The 2,016-nt window shown below is 60.4% G+C and carries 2 protein-coding genes; both read right to left on the reverse strand.

Features of this window, described 5'->3' with window-relative positions; genetic code table 11:
* Positions 1-1,382, reverse strand: a 1,382-nt coding sequence (locus tag VJ307_04820; GenBank protein HJX73460.1) for a cbb3-type cytochrome c oxidase subunit I, incomplete at its 3' end; no start/stop codon positions are given.
* A gap of 72 nt (positions 1,383-1,454) precedes the next feature.
* Positions 1,455-2,016 (reverse strand): c-type cytochrome (locus VJ307_04825; protein ID HJX73461.1); only part of this gene is annotated, 562 nt, incomplete at its 5' end.

Here is a 2,016-nt window from a genome sequence, read left to right on the forward strand (position 1 = left end):
GGGTATTCCGCGTAGCGCCTCGGCATTCCCTCGAACCCCAGGATGAACTGGGTGAAAAAGGTGACGTTGAAGCCGATGAACATCAGCAGCCAGGCAGGGCGCGCCATCTTTTCGCTGAGCATCCTGCCGGTCATCTTGGGAAACCAGAAGTGCAGACCTGCCAGAAGCCCCATCACCGTCCCCCCCACCATGGTGTAATGAAAATGGGCGACGATGAAGTAGGTGTCGTGTACGTGGATGTTCGCCCCCAGGGCCCCCAGGTACATCCCCGTGAGCCCGCCGACGACGAAGAGAAAGATGAAGGTCAGGGCGTACAGCATGGGGGACTCGAAGGTGATGGATCCCCGGTACATCGTGGCGATCCAGTTGAAGACCTTGATCGCCGTGGGAATGGCCACGGAGTAGGTCAGGAGGGAGAAGATGATCGCCGCCGTGCCGGACATCCCGGTGACGAACATGTGGTGGCCCCAGACGAAGAACCCGAAAACGGCGATCGCTACGGAGGAGTAGGCGATCGCCTTGTACCCGAAGATCGGCTTCCGGGAGAAGACCGGGATGACCTCGGAGATGATCCCCATCGCGGGGAGGATCATCACATAGACGACGGGATGGGAGTAGAACCAGAAGAAGTGCTGGAAGAGTATGGGGTCGCCTCCCTTCGCCGGATCGAAGAAGCCCACCCCGAGGACCCGTTCCATGGCGAGCAGCAGGAAAGTGATCCCCACGACCGGCGTCGCAAGCACCTGGATGATGCTGGTGGCGTACATCGACCAGATGAAAAGCGGCATCCGGTGCCACGTCATCCCCGGCGCCCGGAGCTTGTGGATCGTCACCAGGAAGTTCAGGCCCGTGAGGATGGAGGACATGCCGATGAGAAAGACTCCGAAGGAGAGGGTCGTAACGTCGGCGGCGGTCCGCGCGGAATAGGGGGTGTAGAAGGTCCACCCCGTGTCCATCGGCCGGACGAGGGAGGCCAGGATCACGACGATCCCCGCCACGAAGATCCAGTAGCTCATCAGGTTGAGCCGGGGGAAAGCCACGTCCCGCGCGCCGATTTGCAGCGGGATGAAGAAGTTCCCCAGACCCGAGGGAATCGCGGGGATGATGAACAAAAAGATCATCAGGGCCCCGTGCATGGTGAACATCACGTTGTAGGTCTGGCTGGTGAATATGTGCTGCCCGGGAAACATCAGCTTGATGCGGATCAAGAGAGCGAAAACTCCACCCACCAGAAAAAAGAAGAGGGTGGTGTACAGGTACATCGCCCCGATCCGCTTGTGGTCCAGGGTATAGGCCCAGGCCCAGAACCCTTTCGCCTCGAGGTAGCCTCGGGGGGCGTCACCGTTCCGCGGCCGTTCCCCGTTCCACGTCGTTTCCCGCATCGGTCTTTCCGCCTCTCCTTCCGTTTTTCCCCCATGCGATGACCGAAAGGGGGAGTTGGATGCGCAAAAAACCTATCGTTTCAACGTTTTTAGGTAGGCAACGATGGCGGAGAGGTCCTCCTCCGATATTTTCCCTTTGAATTCCGGCATAACGTTGGGAAAACCCTTAACGACTTTCGCCTTGGGCTGGTTGATCGATTCCCTGAGATACGCCTCGTCGGCGGTCGCCGTCCCGCCGCCCTCGAGCTCGACCTGCCTGCCGAACAGCCCCTGAAACGAGGGCCCGACCCTGACCGACCCATCGACGGAGTGGCACCCCAGGCACCCGAGAGTTTCGGTCAGATCTTTCCCCTTCCGCGTCGAAGGGGCTTCCTTTCCCTCTCTTTCCTCCTTCTCAACGGCCTTCTCCCCCTCCTTCTTCTTCTCCTCCTCTCTGTCCCCGGAAAGGGATCTCAGGTAGGCGATGATCGCGCCCACGTCGTCGGGGGAAAGGCTCCCTTTGAAGGTGGGCATGACGGCCGGGTACCCCTTCACCACCTTGGCTTTGGGATCGAGGATCGACTCCCGGAGGTATTCCTCGTCCGCGGTCACGGAGGTCCCGTCCGCGAGGAGGACCTTCCGGCCGAAACTTTGC

This window comes from Candidatus Deferrimicrobiaceae bacterium (assembly GCA_035256765.1).
Lineage (GTDB): Bacteria > Desulfobacterota > Deferrimicrobia > Deferrimicrobiales > Deferrimicrobiaceae > CSP1-8.